Raw genomic sequence first — 23,397 nt, forward strand, 5'->3', positions numbered from 1 at the left:
AAAACTATTTCTTAACACTATCAATTATCCCTTTTAGGAAACCATTAAAATCAAAGCCCTGATCATCTTCCTTCAACCCCATTCTCACAATTACCATATCCAAAGATGGGATAATCGCCACCATTTGTCCTTGGTAACCACTGCAATAAAACATATCGCGAGGAACGTCTGGAAATTTACCTCCAGCGTTTAGCCAGAATTGTGCTCCGTATTTTCCTCCAGAAGTATTCGTTGGCGTTGATGTGTATTTTACCCAGCTTTCATCCAGGATTTGTTCTCCGTTCCAGTTTCCTTTATGAAGATACAATAATCCAAATTTTGACCAGTCACGTGGTGTTGCCCAGGCATAAGAAGAACCTACAAAAATCCCGCTCATATCCTGCTCTACAATCATCGAATTCATTCCGATTTTATCGATAACTGCACTGTACCAAAAGTCAAGATATTCCTGCTGTGTTTTAAACTGGCTTCTTAAAATTCTGGACAATAAATTGGTTGTTCCAGACGAATAATACCAATGTGTATCAGGTTTATATTTTGCCGGTTTATCCATTTGCACTTTCCCCATATCTTCAGACTGAAAAAGCATTTGTGTAGCATCGCAAATGGTACTGTAATTTTCTTCCCATTCTAAACCGGAATTCATATGAAGCAAATCGTTTATGGTAATAATTTTTCGCTCATCATTTTTCCATTCCGCAATTGGTGCAGGTTTATAAATGTCTATTTTTCTTTGTTTCGCTAAAACTCCAAAAGCAGAGCTAGTTATACTTTTGGTCATTGACCAGCCTAAAATCTTACTGTCTTTATTAAAACCTGTATCGTATTTTTCGGCGATTAATTTGTCTTTATACAAAACGACAACCGCACGGGTACGTTTTTCTTTTCCGTCGTTTTTATCAAAAGAATTTTCGACTGCTTTCTTTAATCCAACATAATCAACATTAGCAAAAACAGTGTCTTTTGGCTCGTTATTTCCGTAAGGAAACGGAAGATTATTCACCAGTTTAGTTCGTTTTGGAAGCAAATAAGGTTTTGAAACATCGAAGTTTTCATTAATCAAAGTAGCTCCCAAACCTTCACGATAAATCGCTTTTCTTTCTTTTAATCCATAAACGGCAGATGTTACAAACTTTCCGGCTTCATCAATTTTATTTGTTGCTAAATTCATTAACGGAATATCATTATCCGATTTCTCGATTAGTTCTTTCGATCGATGATCCAGAAAATGTCCGGAAGCAACACTCTTAGCCGAAAAACCAGAAATTAATTCAAGCTTCGGATAGGTTGTAAATCCATAATAAAAAACTACAATCAATAAAACAAGCGCAATTATTCTGGCAATTTTTTTCATAGTATTCAATAGTTATTTTTACTGCAATATAAATAATTTATGTTCAGGATTTTAACATCTAATTTAGATTCTGAATTCACATTATTTAAAGAACAGATTTAAATTTTATCAAATCAACATTCAAATCTTCAATTGATAGTGTCATAAAAGGAAATTATAGTTTTGATGGATAAACCAATTTAGTTTTAGTACTTTTGTAGATAGAATTTTTCTAAATAAGACATGTTAGACATCCAAAAAATAAGAGCTGATTTTCCGATACTTTCGGAAAAAGTTAACGGAAAACCATTGGTATATTTCGACAATGGAGCAACTTCACAAAAACCACAAATTGTGATCGATGCTGAAGCAGAATATTATCAGGAAATCAATGCCAATATTCACAGAGGCGTTCACACACTAAGTCAGTTGGCAACTGATGCATACGAAATTTCGAGAGTAAAGATCCAACATCATATCAATGCTAAGTTTTCTCATGAAGTGCTTTTTACTTCCGGGACAACACACGGAATCAATTTAGTTACAAATGGTTTTGCTTCGATTTTAAAACCGGGCGATGAAGTTGTTGTTTCTTCTTTAGAACATCACAGTAATATTGTGCCCTGGCAAATGTTGTGCGAGAGAACCGGAGCAACTCTAAAGGTTATTCCGATGAACGAAGATGGTGAACTTATTATGGATGCTTTTGATGCGCTGCTATCAGAGAAAACTAAAGTTGTAACGGTAAACCATATTTCGAACGCTTTAGGAATTATCAATCCTATTAAATATATTATTGAAAAAGCTCATGCTGTTGGTGCTGCCGTTTTAATTGATGGCGCACAGGCTGTTCCGCATTTAAAACCTGATGTTCAGGATTTAGATTGTGATTTTTATGCTTTTTCAGGACACAAAATGTGTGGCCCGACAGGAACCGGAATTTTATACGGAAAAGAAGCCTGGCTAAATAAACTTCCTCCTTATCAGGGTGGTGGCGAAATGATCAAAGAAGTTACTTTCGAAAAAACAACCTATGCCGATTTACCTCATAAATTTGAAGCCGGAACTCCAAATATCGCTGGCGGAATTGTTTTAGGAACGGCGGTTGATTATTTAAATAATATCGGTTTTCATAACATTCAAAAATACGAAGAACATTTATTGGAACACGCTACAAAACGTTTACTGGAAATTGAAGGTTTGAAAATTTACGGAACCGGAAAAAATAAAGCTTCGGTGGTTTCGTTTAATATTGATGGAATTCATCCTTACGATATTGGTTCTATTATTGACAAATTAGGTATTGCTGTTAGAACCGGACATCATTGTGCACAACCTATTATGAACTTTTTCTGTATACCGGGAACCATTCGTGCTTCGTTCTCTTTTTACAATACAAAAGAAGAAATTGATGTAATGGTTGAAGCAGTCAAAAAGGCAAAAACTATGTTAAGCTAAAACAACTTTTATGAAAATAGTATCCTTATTACTCTTCACGATCTTCATTGGAACATCGTGCTCAAGTCAGAAAAAAGCAGATTTATCCTCAACAGAAATAGAATATTCTGCTGTTTCCCGAGGAATTTATAAAGTAATAGTGGTGCATAACAAAATGGTTTCAGTTACTAATGGTAGAAAAACAGAACCTGTTGAAAGTAAAATTAGTGATGCAAAATGGAAACAGATTGTAGCTGAATTTTCAAAAATTAATTTAGAAAATATTCCAACCTTAAAAGGACCAACTGAAAAACGCTTTTATGATGGTGCTGCGATTGGAAATCTTAAAATAACCCAGAATAAAAAAGTATATGAAACTCCAGGTTTCGATAATGGATATCCTCCAAAAGAAATAGAAAAACTGGTCAATTTATTACTGGATTTTACTAAAGAATAATTATGACAATAAAAGAAATACAAAACGAAATAATAGACGAATTTTCAATGTTCGATGACTGGATGCAGCGTTATGAGTACATCATCGAATTAGGAAAAAGTCTTCCGTTAATTAAAGAAGAATACAAAACCGACGAGAATTTAATCAAAGGCTGCCAGTCGAAAGTTTGGTTGCAGGGAGAAGAAAAAGACGACAAGATTGTTTTTACCGCTGATAGTGATGCAATTTTAACCAAAGGAATTATCGCGATTTTAATTCGTGCTTTCTCTAACCAAAAAGCGGAAGATATTATAAATGCTGACACCGAATTCATAGACGAAATTGGTTTAAAAGAGCATTTATCTGCCACTCGTGCAAACGGATTGGTTTCGATGATCAAAAACATCAAAATGTACGCTTTGGCTTTTGACGCTAAAAACAAAAATTAAAATTTTAAAACCATATAAGTTATATAAGAAAATTTAAGTTTCGGCGCTTAAAAAATATGTACAGTAAAGTGCTCGAAATATGAGTAATCCATTTAAATAAACTTTAACTTAAATAACAGAAAACAACAAAGTAGGTTTTATCTTTCTTTTTAATTTCTTGTTATTGCTAAAAAAGCAGATGATAACAAAGAAATATTTGACTGATTTAATTTACCGAGTTAATGGAGCAGCGATTGAAGTTCATAAAAATATTGGAGCCGGACTTTTAGAGAATATCTATCATCAATGCATGATTAAAGAACTATCTTTAAGAGGTATAAATTTTAAATCCGAGTTGGTGATTCCTGTTGAATATAAAGGATTAGAATTAGAATCTGATCTAAGATGTGATTTATTTATTGAAAACTGTTTGGTTCTTGAACTGAAAGCAGTTGAGAAAATTATTCCAATTCATATAGCTAAATTAATGTCTTACATGAAACTTTTAAAGTCTCCAATAGGATTAATGATAAACTTCAACGTTACAAACATCTATCATGAAGGCCAAAAAACATATGTCAACGAATTATATCGCTGGCTAGAAGATTAAAACATAAAAACAAAGCATCTATATTTAATATAAACATCCTGTTTAAATGAGCTTATATTACTTATATGGTGAAAAAATTAAAAAAATGGAACAAGAAATAGACACTAACGAATTAGGAGAATCAATTGTAAAGGTTTTAAAAGGCATTTACGATCCTGAGATTCCTGTAGATATTTACGAGCTAGGATTAATTTATGACGTAATGGTAAACACAGATTACGAAGTAAAAATCCTGATGACTCTAACATCTCCAAACTGTCCGGTGGCAGAAAGTTTACCCAGAGAAGTAGAAGAAAAAGTAAAAACGATTGAACACATTAAAGATGTAGATGTCGAAATTACTTTTGATCCGCCATGGAGCAAAGACTTAATGAGCGAAGAAGCAAAATTAGAATTAGGAATGCTTTGATTTAGTCGTAAAGTCAAATGTCAAAAGTCTAAAAGTTAAGGGCTTTATGACTTTTGACATTCGACTTTAAAACTTAAAAAACAATTAGTCATAAAGTTGAAAATCATAAAGTCTAAAGTAAAGGACTTTATGACTTTCGACATTCGACTTTAAGACTTAAAGAATGGAAGAAATCATCAATAAAGTTGCCAATAGTGCCTTAGAGGTTTTTGATCTTGAAGATTATTACCCAAAAGGAACTCGTGTACAAATCGATATATCACAATGGCTTTTAGAAGGCTTTTTATTAAAGGAAAAAGACTTTAGAGAGCATTTAAAAAACCATGACTGGTCGCAATATCAGGATCAATATGTAGCTGTTTATTGTAGTACAGATGCTATTATCCCGGCTTGGGCATTAATTTTAGTAAGTGTTCATTTGGCGCCTTATGCAAAAAAAGTAGTCAATGGGTCAATCGAAGATTTAGACTCAAGTTTGTATGAAGAGATTCTAAGCAAAATCGACTACTCTGTTTACAAAAGTAAACCTGTCATTGTAAAAGGATGTTCCAGAAAACCGGTTCCAATGCGCGCTTATATTTTAGCAACAAATTACTTACAGCCATTTGCCCGTAGTATAATGTATGGCGAAGCTTGTTCTGCAGTTCCTTTATACAAAGAATCTAAGAAATAACTTTCTTTTACCGCCAATAATAACCAAACCTTTTAACGGTTTTTAGTATATTTGTTATTACACACTTAAACTAAATACCATGAGAAAGCTAGCGTTATTACTATTTATTTTAGTCAACTTAACTTTTGTTCAAGCTCAAAATTCAGAAAAAGAATTAATTCAAAACACTGAAAAAGCGGTAAAGAAAATAAATGATACAATTGAAGATGAAGGCTGGAAAGCAAAAGGAACCGTTTCTCTTTTGTTAAATCAGTCAAGCTTTAATAATTGGCTTGCCGGAGGTGAGGATAGCTTTTCCGGAACTTTAGGAATCAATTACGACTTTAATTACAAAAAAGACGATCTTACCTGGGATAACAAAATTTTAGCTTCTTACGGTCTTTTACAAACTAAAAATGCTGATTTTGGGAAAAAGACAGATGACCGTCTGGAATTTAATTCTATCCTGGGAAAAAAAGCTTTTGGTCAATGGTATTATTCTTATTTTCTAAATTTCAGAACGCAGTTTACAACCGGTTATATTTATGGTCAGGATGCTAACGGAAAAGAAATCAGAACTGAAAATACCAAATTTATGTCTCCGGGCTATCTTACTACCGGTCCCGGTATTTACTGGACAAAGGATGATAATCTAAAAATAAACTTTGCTCCTTTAACATCTAAATTTACTTTTGTTGATCGCGCTTATACAACCGGAATCGATCCAAAAACCGGATTACCTTATGCTAGTGGGGATTATTTTGGTGTAGATGCCAATAAAACTATGCGTTATGAATTGGGTTTTTACGCATCTGTTTATTACAAACTGGCAGTAATGACCAATGTAACTGCCGAAAACACTTTGAACCTTTATTCTAATTATTTAGAAGATCCTCAAAATATCGATATCAATTACTCGCTGAATATTATCATGAAGATAAACAAATTCCTGTCGGCTAATCTATCCTTTCAGGCCATTTATGACGACAATGCTTTTAGAGGTTTTCAAACCAGAGAAGTGTTTGGTTTAGGAGTTAATTTTGGATTTTAATTTGAAACCCAAAACTGCTTAACTTTACCGCAAAGAGCGCTAAGATTTTCATCAATTATTTTATAAAAATAAAAAGTCCGCAAAGCTATATTTAGATTTAGCTTTGCGGACTTTGTTTTTATGAGGATTTACGCTCTTTGCAGTAAAATTAATTTATTCTTGCTCTTCTTCGTCCTTTTCGATCGCGTCTTTATAATCCGGATACAAAAACTTGTTATAAGGGAATCGCGTGATATGAATCTGACGAACTGCTTCGTAGACTATTTCTCTAAATTCTTCAAAATTTTCTTTTTGTGTAGCCGAAATAAATAATGCTTTATCCTGACCAACATTACTCATCCAGGTTTGTTTCCATTCTTCGAGAGTATAATGTCTTCTGGTTCTCTCTGTAATCAAATCATCTTCATCAATTGTCAAATGTTTATAGGAATCAATTTTATTAAAAACCATAATTGTTGGTTTGTCATTACTTTTGATTTCTAACAGTGTTTGATTTACAGACTCGATATGATCTTCAAAATCCGGATGTGAAATATCTACCACATGCAAAAGCAAATCGGCCTCACGAACCTCATCCAATGTACTTTTAAATGAATCTACCAGTTGTGTTGGCAATTTTCTAATAAAACCTACTGTATCTGAAAGTAAAAAGGGTAAGTTCTTAATCACTACTTTTCGAACTGTTGTGTCTAAAGTGGCGAATAATTTATTTTCAACAAATACATCACTTTTACCAATAGCATTCATCAAAGTAGATTTTCCAACGTTGGTATAACCTACAAGTGCCACACGCACCATAGCACCGCGATTGCTGCGCTGAATGCTCATTTGCTTATCAATCGTTTTGATTTTCTCTTTTAGCAACGAAATTCGATCACGTACAATACGTCTGTCGGTTTCGATCTCTGTTTCACCAGGACCACGCATACCAATTCCCCCTTTTTGACGCTCAAGGTGCGTCCATAAACCAGAAAGTCTTGGTAATAAATATTGACATTGCGCCAGTTCAACCTGAGTTCTTGCATAAGAGGTTTCGGCTCTTTGTGCAAAAATATCCAGAATTAAGTTTGTTCTGTCCAGGATTTTACAATCTATAATTCTCGAAATATTTTTTTGCTGAGATGGTGATAATTCATCATCAAAGATTAAAGTCGATATATTGTTTTCTTTTACAAAAAGATTGATCTCATCTATTTTTCCTGTTCCAACAAAAGTCTTAGGATTTGGACGTTCCATTTTTTGAGTAAAACGTTTCATCACTTCTCCGCCGGCGGTAAAAGTCAGGAACTCTAATTCATCCAGATATTCGTTAAGTTTCTCTTCACTTTGATTTTGAGTAATAATACCAACAATGGCAGTTCTCTCAAAATTTATAACTTCTTTTTCTAACATAGCTTTGAATAAGGTGCAAATTTAATGATTTGTAAGGTACGATACCTTATAGAATTTCTTTTTTAAGTTCTATTTAGGAAATTATAACCTGATCAAAAAAAAGAAACCATTCAAAAATTAAAGCTCATTAAGGTTTGATCCTAACAAAATTTAATTTCGGAATGGTTTTTAACTAAATTGAATATTCAAACGTCTATTCGTAAATAAACGTTTTTTCTGTTTTTACAATTCCATTTTCCTCAATCTGAGAACATGAGATTGGAAAATTTAATTTATTGTATTTGTATTTACGGCTTACAGCAACTAATGCTGTAGATGAAGGGCTAAAATTCATTTCATTATTATACGAAATTGCTTCAAAGCTAAATTCATCTTCATGATAAGAAATCATAGGTACAATTACTTTATAATTATTACCAAATAAGCTTTGTACAATCAGGGCATCCGCAGATTTTTTATCATCAAAAGTATAGGTTTTAGAAATTTTATCTCCCACTAAACCTTTATGTTTTACAACATTGTCATTAACATAAACATATTCGATTTTACCAATAATTGCTTTGTTTCTGTCACGTGAAGTACGTCTTACAATGGTTCCGTTTTCAACAATATATTCGATATCCTCAACCAGATTCTGATGGTTTGTACTCTTTTTAGTAATTACTTTTACTCTTGCTCCTTCATATGTAAAGGTCACTACTTTGGTAATATAATCGTTTCCTTCCTGATATTTTTTTACAAATTTTGTAATGTTGTTATCAGCGTCATACGTATAGTTTACTACTTCTTTCCAGTCGCTTCCAACTTTATCTTTTACTGTCATATCCAGCAATCCGGTTTTATTGTAGAAAAAATGCTGCACAACATCTGAAGTCGTAATTGTTTGTATTTTTCCGTCTTTAAAAACGACTGTTTTATTTACAATTTCGCCGTCTTTAGAGTTTTGGTAATTTGTTTTTACAATGTTAATTTGTTTTAAGCGAACAGGTGCATTTTGATCCTGGCTGTGCAACAAGCATGGAAAAACCATCATCATGATGGCGATAAAGTAGGTTTTCATGTGGTATTTGTATTGATTTGGGATGACCAAAATACAAAATTCCATTAAATTTTAACAGTTTAAATCTCAAAAACAGTACACTATTAAAATATCCTCTAAAAATCAATGCTTTAATTTCATTTTTAAAAAACGAAATACCTACTTCTCGCCAAAAATCTTAACATCGTCTACCATAAAAGCCCCATTTAGTGTTTTATCTTTTCCTGATCCAATATATTTAAAAGCAATATGAATGTTTCCAGAATAAGCAGACAAGTCTATTCCGCCAGAACTTATAAACTGACGTGCTGGTGTTGATAAGGTTGGGAAATTTGCTGTTAGTTTTGTCCATTTTGCTTTAGTAATATTTGATCCGTCAAAATTTGTCGAAACATATACCTCAAGAGCATTCAGCGGAGAATCTACTTTTAAATCATGTTGTGCACTTCTAAAGGACAATACTGCATTTTTATAACCCGTCATGTTAATTTTAGGAGAAACCAACCAGGCCACATTTTCTGCTGCAGTTGTACTTGTCGTATTAAATTCGGCATAACCATTACCGGCATATACCATACTTTTCCACAATTTTGTTGCTTTTTCTACAATATTACTCCAACCCGGAAGAGCAAAATTTACATTGTTTTTTACTGCCTGAAAATCTTCTGCAAAAAACGGAATATTTCGCTTGCCTTCCATCTTAACATCTTTATCGGAGCGTACCATCATCTGATAATCAGATCCAAATTTGGTCAAAATTCCACGGACTTTCCCACTTCCTTCCGGAACTGAATGATCAGCAAAACTGGCATAACTACTTGTTCTGAAAATAATTTGATTACCTGTTTTATCTCTTAAATTCCAATTGGTTGAACCTCCAATATTATTATTTTCTTCAAAATAATGACGTCCAATTGCTGCCTCTGTAAACTCAACATCACGAAGTTCTATTAATATATTTAATTTATCATCATTCAATGCTTCTTCTATTGTTAATGGTAAAACTAATCGTTCTTCATCAATCATGGTACAGGAAGCATTAAGCACATTTTTATATTCATTTTGCGAAATTCTGCCAATAGTAGGATCTCCGGCATTACTCACATACAAACTTCCAATTCGTAAACCTCCATAATACAAATCTGTGAATTGATTTTTTAGTTTTACATATACTTTATTCCCTACACGATAGTCAATATAAGTATTTGAAGCATCAACAGGTACACTAAATCCTGTAGCAGGAAATCTGTCTTTTGCCAAAGTCTGGAACGAGATGGTTTTAAAGAAATTACCTCCTTCATCACTTGAAACTACATAGGCTTCAATAATATCATTATATACATATTGTCTGGCTGTTGTACCGGAAACTTCACGAACTTTCTCAACTGTTTTATTTACAGCTAAATCAGGCTGTGTGCATTCTAATTTAGGGGCTTCGGCTTCATTATTACAATTGCAAAAAAGTAATATTAATAATACTGTAAATGAATTTAAAAATTTATTCTTCATGATAATTTTGTTTTTGAAGTTTATAAACCTATTGTAAGATTTACGAAATAGGTTCTTCCGTATCCATAATAATATTTAGGTCCAAATGATGGTGTTCCGCTGGAAAGATCCTGATTAAGCGCCCGGTAATTTGCATTTCTAGCCTGCTCAAAACCACCGGTTTTATAAATCGTATTTAAAGCATTATTGACACTTGCAAAGAGCCCGACATATTTACCATAAACACGCCAGGATTTACCTCCATTGATATTGAGCAATGAAACCGGATTGAATTTCTCCTGCTTTAGCAACTCTGTGCCTCTCTCCTCTGTAGCTTCAGGAAAAGGAAACTGATTGGCCGGATTGATATAAAATTGTGATGTTCTCGCAATAGCTGCAACATCGATATAACTTGCGGTGAGGTAATTGATATTGGCACCAATCCACCAAAATTTAGGATCTCTATATTCTAATCCGGCAGAAATAGCTTGTTGTGGCATTCCGGCTTGTTTGTAGTTTTTAATATAGGCCTGACCAAAATCGAAAGTTGTTTGTTTGTTTTCTTTTCCTGCATTGGCATCATTAGTGATTAAAACATCGGGATTACTGTCAATCGTATAATTTCCATAAGCTACAGAAAAAACAGTTTTTAATGTTGGTGAAATCTGATATTCAAAACTGGATTCAATACCAATATTTTTTTTATTTAGATGTGTTAGCGTCTGACTCACAAAACCATCAGTTGCATCATATCCGGCTCCATTGTCAAAAATTCCTTCTGCATAAAAAAAGGAGGTTTTTGTACTGTTTTTTATCAAAGTATAATAGCCTGTTAATCGCATTTTAAGTTGAGGAGAACGATAAATATAGCCCGCTTCTGCACTTGAAATATTTTCGCTTTCGATACCATCAACAACTGAATTATTTAAACGGGAATTTAAAAATGTATTTCGAAGTGATGGCGCTCTTGTAAGATGTGATCCATTAATATATAGTAATTGCCTGCCTGAAATTTTATAGGTGAAACCGCCTTTGAAACCAAAATTTTCAAAATTTACTTTTTCACTTTTACCCAAAGAGTTTGTGGGATATATTCCGTTTTGATATAATCCTTCTCTTTGATAAGTTGACATCGAATAGGATTGCGCCAAATAAAATTCAGTCTTATTATAAGAGAATCTGAACTGGGTAAAAGCATCGATGGTGTTGGCTAAAAAATTGTAATTGTAACCGTAAATATCACCTTCTTTTACCAATCTATCTGGATTTTGTAAATCAGATTGTGATAAATCTCCTCTATAAAAAGGATCGATATCTTCAAAATATTTACCTCCTAATAAATCCAGTAAATATTGAAAATTATGAGATTTTAAATTTCTAAAAGTAATTCCGCCATCAAAAAAGATGTTTGACGTAAGCTGTGTATTTAAGTTCGAATTTATAGCAAACGTTTTGTCATCTGTTCTGTCTTCATACAAAACATAACGACTTTGTGCCGGCTCATAAGCTGTAATTATATTTGCCGGATTTGTTATTGTTTTCTGATTGGCACGATACATGGCATCCCAATCAATTTGGGTGTTTTCCAGAAAAAGTGTTTTACTTTTCTCTGCATTTTCATAATCTGGTGTAAATGCTCCTGAAAATTCTCCCTGATCTTTTCCGTACAGTGAGCTAAAATAACTTGGCATTTTACGGTAATAAACAGGATCAGGACTATTGGCTTTTTGATAATCGATATTGCTGTTTCCTACTTTTCCAAACTGATACATAATACTTGAGCTGAGATTTGTTTTATCATCAATCTTAAAATAATGATTCAGCATGAACAGTGGTTCTTCGACTTTTTTAATTCTGGCATTTCGCTTTTCCCCATTTTGAAATCCCCAGTATGAATTGTATTTTTCGTTTGTTAACTGGGTTACTTCATTTGTATTGGCTGAATTTTTACCCCGTGAACTGGGTGTATAAAATCCGGTGAAGTTTAGCGATTGTTTTGCATTTAGTTTTCTTTCAACACTTATAAAAAAAGATTCTGCCTTAAAGTTTGTACCATCAAAATAGCCTTCATCTGACCAGCGTTTTCCTGCCGAAATTACATATGCCCAACCTGAAGCGTTCATTCCGGAAGCATACGTTCCAATGGTACGCCAATTATAAGTTGTATTGCTTCCGGAAAACGAAAGCTGTCCTCCTTGACGATACATCGATGCACGGGTAACTATTTGCTGTGTTCCTAAAATGCCGCCAAAAGTATAATTTGAGGCCGCCACACCAACTGAAAATTCCTGATTTCGCAACACATTATTCAAACCTCCCCAATTACTCCATTGTGGTCTTCCGTCGTAAATTTTATTCATGACCATCCCATTTAGCATTGTGGTTCCGTTTTCACTGTCAAGACCACGAACCCTAAATCTGGCTTGTCCCCAATTGAATGCAGAAGCCTGCATAAAAGCATCTTTTGAAGATTGTAACAATCCCGATGTCATTTCAGAAGAGCTATTATCATCCGACAAATCACTCTCTGATAATGTGATCAAGGCTGCAGGAACTTCATCAGAAAAAGTATCTTCTAATTGCAATGTTCCAAGATTGACCTTTTGCCCGAAATTCGATTGCAATTTTAAAAGCAAATCTTTATATCCCTGACTGTGTAACCAAACTAATTGTTCTTCTTTAATTGGAGAATGTAATTCAAATTTTCCGTTAACTGTAGTAAGTTGTGTAATTGAAGAATTCTGAATACTCACTACAACATTCTCGAGAGGATTTTGTGTTTTAGCATCAATCACAATTCCAAAGAATGTAGTTTGCTCCTGCGAAAAGGCAAGACTGAAAGGCAATACAATAAAAAACAAAAAGTACTTTTTTGTCATGAAAAATTCCAATTTACTTTGATAATTCGTTTCTTGGATTGAGCTTGTTTTGACTTACAAAACAATCAATCCTTGCATCAAAGGATAAAATTGGTTTTTGGAAAAATAAAATTCTTAGATCAAGAGGTATAATATTGATCAGGCTTCAAATATAAACAAAAAACATTACGAAAATAATTTCCTGTTAAATAAAACATAAAAAATAGATTAATGACCGTTAAATCTTCTAAAAATAAAAATACAGAAACAATCGTTGTAAAATGAAGTTTAGGCTGTTGTTCTAATTTTAGAAACCATAAAGGCAATTAAAACGCCAAATATACCTATAAAAGCAAAAGAAAACTGAAGCCCAAAAGTTTCTGCAATATGACCAATTACGGGAGGCCCCATTAAAAATCCGAGAAAACTTACACTAGAAACTATTGTTAAAGCTTCTCCCGGCGGAACGGTAGAATTTTTTCCTGCCATACTATAAACAGTAGGAACGATTGTAGCAACACCTAAACCAACCACCATAAAAGCAATGGTACATGGTATAATGTATGGGAGAAAAACAGCTGTAAAAAGTCCGGCAGAAATCATGACTCCGCTAATTTGCATAACACGTTCACGGCCAAATTTATTAATAAGTCCGTCACCTAAAAATCGTCCGCTTGCCATCATAATCATAAACGAAGTGTAACCTAAAACCACCAAAGGTCCTGGTGCTTTTACAATATCTTTAAAGTATACACCACTCCAGTCAAACATAACACCTTCGCTCGCCATACTGCAAAATCCGATAACTCCGAGCCAGATTAAAGCACTGTCCGGTTTTACAAATAGTTTTTTCTTTTCGGAGGTTTTATTCTTTATTTTTTCTTTGGCTTTGACCAAAAATTTAAAATTAAAAGTAATCATTAACAGCACCACTCCGGCAACAATTAAAAAATGATGTAATGGTGATAAATTCAATGCCAACATTCCTAAACCTACTAAAGCTCCTGTAAATCCGGCAAAACTCCACATACCATGAAACGATGACATAATTGTTTTTCTAAAAAGCTCTTCGGTATAAACTCCTTGAGTATTTACGGCAATATTCGCCAAGTTCCCAAATAAGCCAAATAAAAATAATCCCAGTGATAATTGCAAAGCTGTTGTTGCCAACCCCAGATTGATCAGGCATAAAACATACATAATCAAAGAAAAGATAAGGATTCTGTGACTGCCAAACTTTGTCACCATTTTACCCGAAAAAGGCATAATAAGCAATTGTCCCATTGGCAATGCAAAAAGAATAGAACCCAAATCACCTTCCGTCAGATGCAAAGTTGTTTTAATATCAGGAATTCTACTCGCCCAGGTTGCAAAACTTAATCCCATTCCAAAATAAAACATTCCAACTGCAAAACGAATTCGGTTTAAATAAGAGGCTTTTGCTTCTCTGTAAACTTTCTTGATTTTACCTTTGGTCTGAAATAGTGCTAGTGGATTAAAATTGATCAAAATGTATGCTTTTTTAATTGATTGTATAAAAGTACTAAAAAGCTACTTTATAGACTACCAAACCTTACTGGTTAGTGAATTTATAACGTTGTATGTTTATAAATTTCTTTTTTAGATGTAAAGGTTCAGAGGTGCATAGAGACAAAGGTTTTCAATCTCTCTGAATAAAAAAAGACGCATAATAGTGCGTCTTTTTTGTATAATTTTAAAAAGATATATTAAAAATACATCTGTCTTGATCTGTTTAATCCATTAAATCTTTGGACAATTTCACACTACAAATTAATTACCTTTTGCTGTGCATGGCTTGCAATTGCAGCTTCTATAATCTGCATTACTTTTACACCGTCTTGTGCTGTAACAGGCTCTGGTTTATTGTTTGCAATAGCATCATAAACACCATCAAAAAACGAGAAATAATTACCTTGCAATGTTGTTACTTTTTCCCGGATCTCTTTTCCGTCAATTTCTGTATGTAAAAGCCCTTGCAGTGTTTCAGGTTCTGTTCCCCAGGATTCTAAGTTTGGTTTTTTACCCAGCTTTAGTTCGTCTTCCTGAACATCGCCACGAGGTTTTAAAAATGATCCTTTTTTACCGTGAATGGTGTATGCAGGATTTGCTTCTCTGACAAAAAAACTAGCTTTTAAGCGTACTCTGAACTTCTCGTAAATTAACAAGAGATCAATCCAGTCGTCTACCAGAGAGTTTTCTCTGGTATAACGTATATCACCAAAAACTGATTTTGGAGAACCAAATAAACAAACTGCCTGATCGATTAAATGCGGACCTAAATCTTTCAGGATTCCGGCTCCGTCATTTACCGTTTCTTTATGTGCTTTTGGGCTCAATAAAGGATTGTATCTGTCAAAGTGAAACTCTGCTTCGACTAAATCTCCTAAAGTTTTTTCGTTAATTATTTTTTGAACGGTTTTAAAATCACTGTCCCATCTTCTGTTTTGAAAAACAGCTAATTTCAAACCTTTTTCTTTAGCAATTGCAGCCAATTCTTCTGCTTCTGCAACTGTTGTGGTAAAGGCTTTTTCTACAACAGCATGTTTTCCTGCCAATAATACTTTTTTAGCATATTCGTAATGTGTGCCTACCGGAGTATTTACGATTACCAGATCAACATCGTCTGCCAGTAATTCATCTATAGAAGGATAACTTTTTACTGTTGGATAATCTTCCTGAATTAATTTTTTGCTTCTTTCCCAGGAACCCAATAATTCAAATCCGGGATGAATGTCTAAAAACGGGGCATGAAAAACCTTCCCCGACATTCCGTATGATAATAGTGCTGTTTTTATTTTTTGCATTTTGGTTTATTTTAAAATAAAGTTTATTTCTTTCTAACCATTAAGAGATTAAGAAAAATTAAGTCTAACCGCTTGATAAGTTTAATCTCTTAATGGTTCAAATAAAAGCTTACATTCTATTAATTACTATAATTTAGCTCTTTCGTACTGTTTTGGCCATTGAATATCGTCGTTTAATTCTCTGGCGAAATCTAATGGTAAATTTGGATTTCTCAACGATTCTCTGGCAAACAAAACCAAATCAGCCTGAGCTTTTTTCAAAATTTCTTCGGCTTGTTGGGCTTCTGTTATTAAACCTACTGTACCTGTCAGGATGTTTGCATCTTTTTTGATTTGTTCTGCAAAAGGAACCTGATAACCGGGACCAACAGGGATTTTCTGGTGCGAAACCAATCCGCCTGATGAAACATCGATTAGGTCTACTCCTTTTTCTTTTAAAATTTTAGAGAGTTTAACCGATTCTTCAGGATTCCATCCGCCTTCTGCCCAATCTGTTGCTGAAATTCTAACGAATAAAGGTAAATCTGAAGGCCATTCTGACTGAACTGCTTCAACGATTTCTAAGGTAAAGCGGATTCTGTTTTCGAAACTTCCTCCATATTCATCTGTTCTGATATTGGTTAACGGAGACAAAAACTGATGTAATAAATAGCCATGTGCTCCGTGAATTTCTACTACCTGATAGCCTGCTTTTACAGCTCTTTTGGTCGCTGCCTTAAAGTCAGCAATAATTTTTTGAATTCCGTTTTTGTCCAGAGCTTCCGGAAGAAAAGACTCATTATCATGATACGGAATTGCGCTTGAAGAAACAGTTTGCCATCCGCCTTGAGCGAGATCTAATTTTTTATTTCCAAGCCATGGTGCCGAAACACTTGCTTTTCGTCCGGCATGTGCTAACTGAATTCCGGGAATTGAATTTTGAGAAACAATAAATTCGTTAATTGTTTTTAATTTTTCGATATGTTCATCTTTCCAGATTCCTAAATCTGAAGGGGAAATTCTGGCTTCGGGAGAAACGGCTGTGGCTTCCTGAATAATTAATCCAACACCTCCGCTTGCACGGCTGCCCAAATGAACGAGATGCCAATCGTTTGCAAATCCGTCAACAGCAGAATATTGACACATAGGCGAAATAACGATTCTGTTTTTTAAAGTAATTTTTTTTATGGTAAGCGGTGAGAATAATAAAGAAGCCATATATGTAACTTTTAGTTGTTTTACGCTACCAATTGGATATGATAGTGCTTAAAAAAGTAAAGTTAAAGCTTCTTGCCAAAACTAGAAATCTAAATCTTTATTAATTAACAAACATTTAAACCAAATGCTGTTTATACCAAAGATTGTAATATTCTGATTCCTTATCCAATAAATCAAAATGATTTCCGGATTCTACTATAACTCCGCTTTTCATAACCAATATGGTGTCAGCATTCGCAATTGTACTCAAACGATGCGCAATTATAATAATCGTTTTGCCTTGTTTTTTAAAATTATCTATTGTTTGCTTAACAATCATTTCAGAACTGGTATCTAATGAAGATGTTGCTTCGTCCATCAATAAAATTTCCGGATTTTTGTATAATGCTCTGGCAATTGCAATTCTTTGTTTCTGACCTCCCGATAGCATGGCTCCATTTTCGCCAATCTGTGTTTCAAAACCATGAGGTAATTTTTCGACGAAATCTGTTATTCCTAATTGTTTTGATAAATCTAAAATTCTTTGAATATCAGGAAATGAGTCACCTAAAGCAATATTTTCAATAATATTGCCGGAAAATAAATTAAGCTGTTGCGGAATAACTCCCACTACTTTTCTTAAACTCTGATAATGAACAAATTTTGTATCATATTCTCCAATATAGATTTTACCCTCTTTTATTGGATATAAATTTTGCAGTAATGAGATTAAAGTTGTTTTTCCACTGCCGCTTTCTCCCACAATTGCAGTTGTTTGATTCTTTTTGAATATTGCATTAAAATTTTTAAAAACTTCCAGACGTGATCCATATCTAAAAGAGACATTTTCGAATCTTATATCCCCTAAATTTTCTTTTTGCAATTCGATCTTGTTTTCTGTTTCTTCTCTTTCTAAATCCATAATTTCAAAAAGCCGGTCTGCTGCAATTAATGCATTTTGTGCTGTTTTATTCATATTGATTAAAGAAGCAACAGGCGACGTAAAATAACCAATCAAGGCATAAAATGAAAACAATTCTCCGGGGGTAATTGCCCTGTCGATTACATAACCCGATCCTATCCACATTAAAACTACTGTAAATCCGGAAGCCAAAAACTGTGTAGAAGTACCTGCAAAGATTCCGTTTAAACCTGATTTATAAGTAGTAAATAAGAGTTTTACAAATTTATTTTCTGTTTTAAGGTTCGAAAATTCTTCTATTCCAAATTCTTTTACTGTTCGCACATGGGTAATACTTTCGACTAATTGTGTTTGTAGTTCGGCTGCATTCTCCATGATATTTCTTTCGACTTTTTTATTGAATTTATTTAAAATAAAATATATCGCTGTGTAAAATGGAATTACAAGAAGAATAACCAAAGCTAGTTTCCAGTAATAGGTGAACATTAATACAAATGAAAAAATAACAATAAATATATTGACAATCATTTCAATGGCTACTTCGTTTATAAAGGAGCGAATTTTTACAGCATCGTTTATGCGGGAAGTAATTTCTCCTATTTGCATGGTATCAAAAAAGCGCTGTGGTAAATGCAGTAGATGTTTGTAATAACCCAGAATTAATTTAGCATCGATTAATTGCCCGGTTTTCATCACAAAAATGCTTTTTTTAGAACCAATATAAGCCTGTAGCAAAATAATGGAGATCATGGAAAAACTCAATAAATTAAGTAAATTTCTATTACCGTCTACCAAAACATAGTCTGTAATTTTTTGTATATAAACAGACATTGCCAATCCTAAAATGGTAAACAATATGGCACCAACCAAAGCCTGAAGTAAAATCGTTTTATGTGGTTGAATCAGGTTCCAGAATCTTTTTAAAGGTGAGATTTTTTCGTTTACTGTTTTAAAATCATCATTTGGCGCAAAGAGAATCAATACGCCTGACCATATTTTTTGAAATTCTTCGAAAGTATAAAGTTCCAATTTTCCGGGACCAGGATCCATGACCGTAATTTTAGATTTCTCTACTTTATAAATCACTACGTAATGCTGCAGCTGTTCTTTGGTCACAATATGGGCTATTGCCGGAAGCGGGATTTTATCTAATGCATCTAAAGCACCTTTTACGCCTTTTGCAGTAAAACCCATTTTTTCTGCTCCTTCTAGGATACCCAAAACATTGGTACCGCGTTTATCTGTATTGGCAAACTGGCGTATTCTGGCTATAGGCAGATTAACTTTAAAATGGTTTCCGACAGAAGCCAGACAAGCAGCACCACAATCTTTAATATCATGTTGTTTTATTTTTATTGAAGCCATTATTTACTATTTGATATTTGTTTTGGATTTAACCAATTATCTATTTTGTCAAATAACAAATCGAACAAACTTCTTCTCGTTATTATATATCTAGTTGTTAAGGTCATTCCTTTTGAAACATTAGCCTGATAACCTGATTTTAGTTCTAAGGTTTTTGAATTTAAGGCACATCGCACTTTAAAAAAAGCCTGATCGTTCTGTAGTGTTATATTGCGGTCAATATCGATTACTTTCCCTTCCAGCAATCCCCATTGATTGTAGTTGAAAGCATCTAACTGAAATTTTACTTTTTGATTTTTCTTAATCAGACCAATGTCATTTGGCGAAACATTACATTCTACCAGCAGATGATCTGTTGATGAAATTGTGGCAATCGATTGTGAGGCATTGATAAAAGAACCTTTCTGAATACCTGAATAGTTTTCTATAGTACCCGAAACAGGAGCCAAAACAATATAATTATTCGATTCTGCATTTATTTTAGCAACCGTTCCGTTCAGGTTTTTCAAACGATCTTCTAAATCTCTTTTTTGATTTTCCCATGTTAATTTTTGCTGGCTTACATAACTTTGTAATGCTTGTCTGGCTAAACGCAATTCATATTCCAGTTTCTCAAAATCTGCTTTGGCAATAATCTCTTTATCATAGAGAATTTTATTGCGGTCGTGACTGATTTGTGCTTGTGAGATTTTGCTTTGCAATTCATTTTTTCCAAACTGAAATTTCAATAGGTCTTCTCGCGCTGCGGCTGTCAATAAATGATTGGTTTTATTTTGTAGAAGAGCTGAAATGTCATCTAATAATACCGAAACAGATTCTGATAATGTATCCTGCGTTTTTTTATCACTCTCCAGATTTTCTTTTGAAATTCTTAAAAGTGTGTCTCCTTTTTTTACAAAAGCATTGTTTTTTAAATCAATCCAATTAATTCTGCCACTTACCATGGTTGAAACAGGAACATTATCTGTCTTACTACGAATAATACCTCGGCTCTGACTACTAATATCTATTTTTATAACAGGTAAAAGTCCAAGAAAAACAATAATAAACAAAAGGATGATTAAGTAGATGGAAAAGCTTTTTGTTTTGTTTTTGGAAACAAGATTTTCCAGAGTGTTTATAGGGTCTGAACTGAAATTCATTTTTTTTATAAAAAGAATATTCTCTTTAAAAAAGCATTAAAAAGAGAATATTTTTAAGAAGTTAATAGCATATATAATATGCAAGTTTGCACAAATTTAACCAGTCGAATACAAAAAACAATATTATAACTGATCATCAAATAATTTTACAAAAAGACTATACAATGCTTGACAGAAACAGAAAACTTTTATTAATGGGTACAATAATAAAAGACCTTTCCTGTTACATATCCAACAAAAAAAAGAATAGCTGAAGCTGTTACTATAGTAAAAATTAATTTCAGCTGAGGATCTTTTTCAAAAAGATGTTTACTTAAAAAATTCATGTTACAAATAATTTAGTTATAACTTAACACTAATAATAGATTGGAAACATTCCATTCATTTCCAATCTATTAAAATTACATATTATTAATGAGTAGCATAATAATAAGCCTTTCCACACACATAACCGGCTCCATAAACAGCTCCTGCTAGTGCAACTGCAGAAACGAGTATATCTAAGATACCACCCTCCACTTCCAATAATTCTTCATTTTTTAATTCAATTAAATTGAATTCCTCCAAATTTTCCATATTTATAATTTTTCTGGTTATTGATTACTTAACGCTAGCCGCATCATGATACCCTACATAGAATCCCAAAGCAAAAATTGCTAAATTCATTTCTACAATAAAACCACCTTCAACATCTTTCACCTCTTGAACATTTAACTCAACTAAGTTTAATTCTTCTAAATCCATAATATTAAAATTTAAATAGTTAATTAATAAATTTTTACAAAAATTATTTCTCGAGAACTATTTTGTTATAGCAAACCTACCAGACTTCCGTCCAATAAAATTGGACGGAACCCAGAACCTCCAAAAATTTCTTTCGATTCTATCTCTGTAATGGTTTTAAGCGAAAAATTTACAATTAACTCAAAAGAAGTGTCATAATAATAAGTCTCTCTTTTCTTGCAGTATTTAACGGGTCCATCAAGTTCTTTAATAATCTCTAATTCATTATAAAACTGGCTTCTTTTTAATTGAAGCTTTCGAGCAAATACATTAGGAGTACCTGTCTTTTCTCCACAAATTAATTTGTGCATCTTTCTTAATCTTTCAATTTGTTTGATAAAATTCATACGCAGAAGAAATTAATTAAATCACTATTCTAAGTTCAAAAGAAAATTAGTCCGTAATTCTTACCATTTTTCTTTAAAAAATGGAATATAAAATAGATTTAACTCAAAAAGAACCTCTAAAAGCTTTAAGAGTATTACAATAAGACAATTGTAACATTAAGAGCGAATAAGTTACTAATAGATAAACAGTAAGATGGGCTTTTCTTAATTTATATAAGTAAGCGTAATTATTAACAAGAATTTAAAACCTTAAGTATTATCTTGCGGTCATAAATTAAATCAGAAACGTTACTTTTGTGCGTTAAATACGAACTAAAAATACAAAATGGATATAGTTATCAAACTCTCTCAATTTCTATTGAGTTTATCTTTACTTATTATTCTTCACGAATTAGGGCATTTTATTCCTGCAAAATTGTTTAAAACAAGAGTCGAAAAATTTTACTTATTTTTTGATGTTAAATATTCACTGTTAAAAAAGAAAATTGGCGAAACTGAATATGGTATTGGCTGGTTACCACTTGGAGGTTATGTAAAAATCTCCGGAATGATCGACGAAAGCATGGACAAAGAACAAATGGCTTTGCCTCCACAACCGTGGGAATTTCGTTCTAAACCGGCATGGCAACGTTTAATTATAATGTTGGGTGGTGTTACAGTAAACTTTATCCTTGCATTTATTATTTATATTGGAATGGCGTTTGCTTATGGCGATACTTATGTAGCAATTGCTGATTTAAAAGATGGTGTTTTAGTTGAAAATCCTGTGATGATAAAAGCAGGTTTTAAAACTGGTGATAAATTTCTGGCTGTAGATGGACAAAAAATCGAAAATTTCGATAACGACATCAACATGAAAATTATCATGGCAAAAGAAGTTTTGATCGAAAGAAACGGACAACAGCAAACCATAAAAATGCCTACAGATTTTGTAGACCAGTTGTCTAAGCTTAAAAAAGCACCTCTGGTAGACATGAGGATTCCTTTTGCAATAGCTACCGTTACTCCTGAATCAGGAAATACCGCTTTAAAACCGAAAGACATCGTAATTAGTATTAACGGACAAGATGCACGATATTTTGACCAGGTTAAAGCAATTTTAGAAGTTAATAAAGGAAAAACAATTCCGGCTGTTGTTTTACGCGACCTGAAAAAAACACCTATTACGGTTAAGGTTTCTAATAACGGAAAATTAGGAGTTGGTCTTGCTGGTTTAAATAGTGAGTCTGTAGAAAAACTGGGGTACTATAAAATAAGTACTAAAAACTACAGTTTCTTTGAATCGATTCCGGTTGGATTAACAAAAGGTAAAGATCAATTAGTAGGATACGGAAAACAACTTAAAATGATTTTTAATCCTGAAACAAAAGCATACAAACAAGTAGGTGGTTTTGCAGCTATTTTTAACATTTTTCCAAGTTCATGGAGCTGGGAAACTTTCTGGTCTATCACCGCTTTATTGTCAATTATGCTTGGAGTTATGAATTTATTGCCAATTCCTGCTCTTGATGGCGGACATGTGATGTTTTTATTATACGAAATTATCAGTGGCAAAAAACCGAGCGATAAATTCCTTGAAAATGCCCAAATGGTTGGTTTCGTTTTACTTATAGGACTGCTTTTATTTGCGAACGGAAACGATATTTACAAGGCAATTGTTGGCAAGTAAAAATATTTAATAAAAAGTGCAAAAATGTTTTTGAG

The 23,397-nt window shown here is 33.2% G+C and carries 21 protein-coding genes; 8 read left to right on the forward strand and 13 right to left on the reverse strand.

Annotated elements, in window-relative coordinates; all coding sequences use genetic code 11:
* Positions 1–4 precede the first annotated feature (4 nt).
* The gene (locus tag A4F88_RS05530; protein WP_068841564.1) at positions 5–1,354 is read right to left on the reverse strand and encodes a serine hydrolase domain-containing protein; all 1,350 of its coding nucleotides are present in this window, start codon (positions 1,352–1,354) and stop codon (positions 5–7) included.
* A gap of 222 nt (positions 1,355–1,576) precedes the next feature.
* On the opposite strand from A4F88_RS05530, the gene A4F88_RS05535 reads away from it, so the two are divergent.
* From A4F88_RS05535 to A4F88_RS05565, 7 genes are all read left to right on the forward strand, one after another.
* Positions 1,577–2,791 (forward strand): aminotransferase class V-fold PLP-dependent enzyme, encoded by a 1,215-nt coding sequence (locus A4F88_RS05535; protein ID WP_068841565.1) that lies wholly within the window; start codon positions 1,577–1,579, stop codon positions 2,789–2,791.
* A 10-nt stretch (positions 2,792–2,801) separates the two neighbouring features.
* Positions 2,802–3,227 (forward strand): hypothetical protein, encoded by a 426-nt coding sequence (locus A4F88_RS05540; protein WP_068841566.1) that lies wholly within the window; start codon positions 2,802–2,804, stop codon positions 3,225–3,227.
* 2 nt (positions 3,228–3,229) lie between these two features.
* Positions 3,230–3,655: a SufE family protein gene (locus A4F88_RS05545; protein ID WP_068841567.1), complete on the forward strand. Its 426-nt coding sequence runs from the start codon at positions 3,230–3,232 to the stop codon at positions 3,653–3,655.
* Positions 3,656–3,833: 178 nt separating this feature from the next.
* Positions 3,834–4,244: a GxxExxY protein gene (locus A4F88_RS05550; protein WP_068841568.1), complete on the forward strand. Its 411-nt coding sequence runs from the start codon at positions 3,834–3,836 to the stop codon at positions 4,242–4,244.
* A gap of 85 nt (positions 4,245–4,329) precedes the next feature.
* Positions 4,330–4,653 carry an SUF system Fe-S cluster assembly protein gene (locus A4F88_RS05555; protein ID WP_053472865.1) on the forward strand — a complete coding sequence of 108 codons (324 nt, stop codon included), beginning with the start codon at positions 4,330–4,332 and terminating at the stop codon, positions 4,651–4,653.
* Between the two features lie 163 nt (positions 4,654–4,816).
* Positions 4,817–5,326, forward strand: a complete 510-nt coding sequence (locus A4F88_RS05560) for a DUF2480 family protein (protein ID WP_068841569.1) — start codon at positions 4,817–4,819, stop codon at positions 5,324–5,326.
* A gap of 79 nt (positions 5,327–5,405) precedes the next feature.
* Positions 5,406–6,356, forward strand: coding sequence for a DUF3078 domain-containing protein (locus tag A4F88_RS05565; RefSeq protein WP_068841570.1), 951 nt, complete (start codon positions 5,406–5,408; stop codon positions 6,354–6,356).
* A 153-nt stretch (positions 6,357–6,509) separates the two neighbouring features.
* Here the strand turns inward: A4F88_RS05565 and hflX are convergent, their stop codons facing one another.
* From hflX to A4F88_RS05615, 12 genes are all read right to left on the reverse strand, one after another.
* On the reverse strand, positions 6,510–7,748 hold the full coding sequence (gene hflX, locus A4F88_RS05570) for a GTPase HflX (RefSeq protein WP_068841571.1): 1,239 nt from the start codon (positions 7,746–7,748) through the stop codon (positions 6,510–6,512).
* Between the two features lie 193 nt (positions 7,749–7,941).
* Positions 7,942–8,853 carry a hypothetical protein gene (locus A4F88_RS05575; protein ID WP_245179046.1) on the reverse strand — a complete coding sequence of 304 codons (912 nt, stop codon included), beginning with the start codon at positions 8,851–8,853 and terminating at the stop codon, positions 7,942–7,944.
* A 93-nt stretch (positions 8,854–8,946) separates the two neighbouring features.
* Positions 8,947–10,296 (reverse strand): DUF5689 domain-containing protein, encoded by a 1,350-nt coding sequence (locus A4F88_RS05580; RefSeq protein WP_068841573.1) that lies wholly within the window; start codon positions 10,294–10,296, stop codon positions 8,947–8,949.
* 20 nt (positions 10,297–10,316) lie between these two features.
* Entirely contained in the window at positions 10,317–13,154 is a 2,838-nt protein-coding gene (locus A4F88_RS05585) for a peptidase associated domain and porin domain-containing protein (protein ID WP_068841574.1), read from the reverse strand.
* Positions 13,155–13,421: 267 nt separating this feature from the next.
* Positions 13,422–14,642, reverse strand: coding sequence for an MFS transporter (locus tag A4F88_RS05590; protein WP_082815709.1), 1,221 nt, complete (start codon positions 14,640–14,642; stop codon positions 13,422–13,424).
* A 275-nt stretch (positions 14,643–14,917) separates the two neighbouring features.
* Positions 14,918–15,958, reverse strand: a complete 1,041-nt coding sequence (locus tag A4F88_RS05595) for a Gfo/Idh/MocA family oxidoreductase (RefSeq protein ID WP_068841575.1) — start codon at positions 15,956–15,958, stop codon at positions 14,918–14,920.
* Positions 15,959–16,084: 126 nt separating this feature from the next.
* Positions 16,085–17,155 (reverse strand): NADH:flavin oxidoreductase/NADH oxidase, encoded by a 1,071-nt coding sequence (locus A4F88_RS05600; protein ID WP_068841576.1) that lies wholly within the window; start codon positions 17,153–17,155, stop codon positions 16,085–16,087.
* Positions 17,156–17,270: 115 nt separating this feature from the next.
* Positions 17,271–19,421 (reverse strand): peptidase domain-containing ABC transporter, encoded by a 2,151-nt coding sequence (locus A4F88_RS05605; protein ID WP_068841577.1) that lies wholly within the window; start codon positions 19,419–19,421, stop codon positions 17,271–17,273.
* Positions 19,421–20,563: an HlyD family secretion protein gene (locus tag A4F88_RS05610; protein ID WP_082815710.1), complete on the reverse strand. Its 1,143-nt coding sequence runs from the start codon at positions 20,561–20,563 to the stop codon at positions 19,421–19,423. The genes A4F88_RS05605 and A4F88_RS05610 overlap by 1 nt, the downstream gene beginning before the upstream one ends.
* Positions 20,564–20,974: 411 nt before the next feature.
* Complete coding sequence (locus tag A4F88_RS25120; RefSeq protein WP_073075419.1) at positions 20,975–21,139, reverse strand: class IIb bacteriocin, lactobin A/cerein 7B family; 165 nt, start codon at positions 21,137–21,139, stop codon at positions 20,975–20,977.
* 24 nt (positions 21,140–21,163) lie between these two features.
* On the reverse strand, positions 21,164–21,307 hold the full coding sequence (locus A4F88_RS25370; protein ID WP_143155004.1) for a class IIb bacteriocin, lactobin A/cerein 7B family: 144 nt from the start codon (positions 21,305–21,307) through the stop codon (positions 21,164–21,166).
* A 65-nt stretch (positions 21,308–21,372) separates the two neighbouring features.
* Positions 21,373–21,657, reverse strand: a complete 285-nt coding sequence (locus tag A4F88_RS05615; protein ID WP_082815731.1) for a hypothetical protein — start codon at positions 21,655–21,657, stop codon at positions 21,373–21,375.
* 361 nt (positions 21,658–22,018) lie between these two features.
* On the opposite strand from A4F88_RS05615, the gene rseP reads away from it, so the two are divergent.
* Positions 22,019–23,362, forward strand: coding sequence for an RIP metalloprotease RseP (rseP, locus tag A4F88_RS05620; RefSeq protein WP_068841579.1), 1,344 nt, complete (start codon positions 22,019–22,021; stop codon positions 23,360–23,362).
* The last annotated feature ends 35 nt before the right edge of the window (positions 23,363–23,397 follow it).

The sequence above is a fragment of the Flavobacterium chilense genome (assembly GCF_001602525.1).
In the GTDB taxonomy this organism is placed as follows: domain Bacteria; phylum Bacteroidota; class Bacteroidia; order Flavobacteriales; family Flavobacteriaceae; genus Flavobacterium; species Flavobacterium chilense.